The 3,012-nt window shown below is 75.8% G+C and carries 2 protein-coding genes and 1 pseudogene; all 3 read right to left on the reverse strand.

Translation table 11 applies throughout. The features are described 5' to 3' along the window. The coding region (locus tag VR44_RS15215; protein ID WP_052713614.1) for an ATP-binding protein at positions 1-2,500 on the reverse strand (2,500 nt) is incomplete at its 3' end. A gap of 27 nt (positions 2,501-2,527) precedes the next feature. Further along, positions 2,528-2,656 (reverse strand): hypothetical protein, encoded by a 129-nt coding sequence (locus tag VR44_RS48410; protein ID WP_281187142.1) that lies wholly within the window; start codon positions 2,654-2,656, stop codon positions 2,528-2,530. Positions 2,657-2,693: 37 nt separating this feature from the next. After that, a pseudogene (locus tag VR44_RS15220) lies at positions 2,694-3,012 on the reverse strand (pyridoxamine 5'-phosphate oxidase family protein); the annotation flags it as partial.

Here is a 3,012-nt window from a genome sequence, read left to right on the forward strand (position 1 = left end):
CCGGCAGCTCCAGCAGCCCGCCGAGTTCCGCGACGGCCTCGGGGTCGGAATCCGCGTACGCGCGGACGCGCCAGGGGGTCGGTTCGGTCCAGGTCGTGTAGGCCGCGGTCAGCAGGTCGGGCCGTCCTTCGGCCCGGGCGACCCGTACGGCTTGCAGCTGTGCTTCGCGGGCGGGCACGACGGCACCCATCCGGATCCGGCAGTCGACCAGCCGGCCGAGCAGCAGGACGCGCAGCAGTGCGGCGTCCTGGCCGGCGAAGGCGGCCGGGTGGTCGGTCAGCAGGCGCAGGGCCTCGCCGAGGAGGGTCTCGGCGTTCTGCGGTGCGTAGCGGCGTACGGCCTGCTCGCCCGCGAGCCGGGCGTGGTGGACCGCCGGCCCGGCGTCGGCGGTCACGACCGATGCCGCCCGCAGGAGGTGGTGGGCCGTGGCGGCGACGTCGTCGGAGCCGAGGGCGATCAGGCTGCGGCCGAGCCGTGAGTGCATACGGGCCAGCCGCAGGCGGGTGAGGTCGGCTTCGAGGGCGTCGCGTACGAGGGCGTGGCTGAAGCGGACCGTGCCCGGGCGCGGTTCGGTGAGCAGGCCCGCCGTGATGCCCGCGTCCAGGGCGTCGAGGAGCTGATCTGGGTCCTGGTCCGCGGCGTGGACGAGGAGGGCGACCGGGGCCTCGCGTCCGGCGACGGCCGCCAGGCGCAGTCCGGCGGTGACCGTCGGCGCGAGCAGAGCCAGCCTTCGCCGCAGCACGTCCTGGACGCCCTGCGGAATGCTGGCCAGTGCCTTGTCCTCGCCTTCTCCGGCCAGCAGGAGGGAACTCTCGCGCAGGTAGAAGGGGTTTCCGCCGGCCCGTTCGGCCAGGGTCGCCGCGGCCCGGTCGCTCATGCCGGTCGCCGTGCGCCGCAGCAGGGCCTTCGCCTGGGTGTCGGACAGTCCGGCGAGTGCCAGCCGTACGGGCGGGTGGGCTGCGAGGCGGGCCAGTGCCGTGGTCAGGTCGCCCTCGCCGGTGCGGTACGAGCCCACCAGGAGCAGCGGTACGTCACGCAGTTGTTCGGCACAGAGCAGGACCTGCAGCAGGAACAGCTCGACACTCTCCTGGTCGCCCCGGTGCAGGTCGTCCAGGAAGACGGCCAGAGGCTGCCGCGTGGCCGTCTCACGGAGCCAGCCGAGCAGCGCCTTGTGGAGCCGGAAGCGGCGGGCGGGGCTGCCGTCCGGCTGCGCGGGGCCGGTCTCGGTACCGGGGGCCAGGAGGGGGGCGAGCTCCTCGGCGTACGGGCCGGGAGGGGCTGCCTGCGCGAGGTCCGGCAGCATGTCGAACCAGGCCCGGCCGGGCGGGGCGCCCTCGGTCTCGGGGCACTGCCCGAAGGCGGACAGCCAGCCCTGTGGGGGCAATTGGCGGAGAGTTGCCTCCAGGAGGCTCGATTTGCCGATGCCGGCCTCTCCGGAGACCAGGACCACCTGTGCCCGGCCGTCGCGGGCCCGGTCCGCGGCGGCGGCGAGCCGGGCGAGCTCCTCGTCGCGGCCCAGGAGACGGTCGGCGGTGAGCACCGTCGGGGTGGCGGGCGTTGTCTGCCGGGCGACCGCGGTCGGTGCGCCGTGCCCGACGGCTGCGGCCGGTGTGGCCGCCGTCGCCAAGGCGAGGGGGGCCGCCTGCGGCCGGGCGTCGGGTACGCCGGGCGCGGCGGGTGCGCCGGGGTCACCGGCGGCGCCGGAGATGCCGGAGATGCCGGATCCGCCGGTCTCGCGGTGGAGCAGGTCGAACCGCTGGTGCAGCAGTGCCTGTTCCAGCTCCAGCAGGGCGGGGCCGGGTTCGACACCGAGTTCCTCGCCGAGGAGGCGCCGGGCCTGCCGCAGCGCCGCCAGGGCGTCACCCTGGCGGTCGTGGGCCCACAGCGCCAGGGCCAGCAGCCGCCAGCCCTCCTCGTGGAGCGGTTGTTCCCTGGTCAGTGCCCTCGCGTCGGCGAGTACCTGCGCGGTCTGTCCGCAGCGCAGCTGTGCCGCGGCGAGCCGCTCGCGCGCGCTGCGACGTATCTCCTCCAGGCGGGTGCGCTCCCCGGCGGTCCACGGCTCGTCGGCGAACTCGGCGTACGGCTGCCCGCCCCAGCCGGCGAGCGCCCGGGTCAGGCCCTCGGCGGCCAGGTGGGCGGGCAGGCCCGCAGCCGAGCCGGCGGCCACCTGGTCCTCGAACACCCAGGCGTCGACAGCGTCCCGCTCCACGGCGAGGGCGTAGCCGTAGGGCGCGCTGACCAGGATCCGCGCCGGGGTGCGGGGCGGCCGTTCCGGTTCGAGGGCGCGCCGCAGGCGTGCGACGTAGGCGTGGAGCGACGCCTGCGCGCTCGGCGGGACGCGCGTCGGCCACAGCCGCTCGATGACGCGCTCCGTGGGCACGACGGACCCGCGGGCGACCAGCAGCTGGACCAGGACCATCCGCGCGAGCCGGCCCCGTGTGTCGACCGGACGGCCGTCGACCTCGGCCCGGAAAGGACCGAGCACCTTCAGTGTGATCATGACAAGGACATCGTAGACGGGCCCTCGTCAGTGGTGCGGTGCCCGCATCACCGACGAGAGCGGTGCGCGCCCGCCGGGCTCCGCGAGCACGGGGCGGGCGGGGGGACGCCGGGAGCGGGCGAGGACGGTGGCGAGACGGCTCAACAGGCTGCGCACGCAGGCTCCTTCCGGGCGGGTCGCCGGCTCGGCACCCTCAGCTCCCGTCCGTCGGCGGCTCCGGCTCCGCGAGGGCGCGGAACCGGTCCCACTGCACCTTGGGGCGGCGCAGGCCGCGGCGTCGGAGGTAGCGGTCGGTGGACCGCTTCGTCCGGCTCAGGACCCGCAGGGCGTCGCTCGCGCGGCCCGACCCCATGGGCTCGATGACGGTGGAGGGCTCCAGGAGCCATCCCGCGTCGGTGCGCCGCAAGTCGCCGCGCACGAGCGCGTTGTACATGTGGTTGAGCAGTTCGTCGTGCCGGTGGACCAGCAGACTGGCCGGCCCCGGCTCGACGGGGCAGTCGGCCGGCACCTCG

The organism is Streptomyces katrae, from assembly GCF_000966975.1.
GTDB lineage: Bacteria > Actinomycetota > Actinomycetes > Streptomycetales > Streptomycetaceae > Streptomyces > Streptomyces katrae.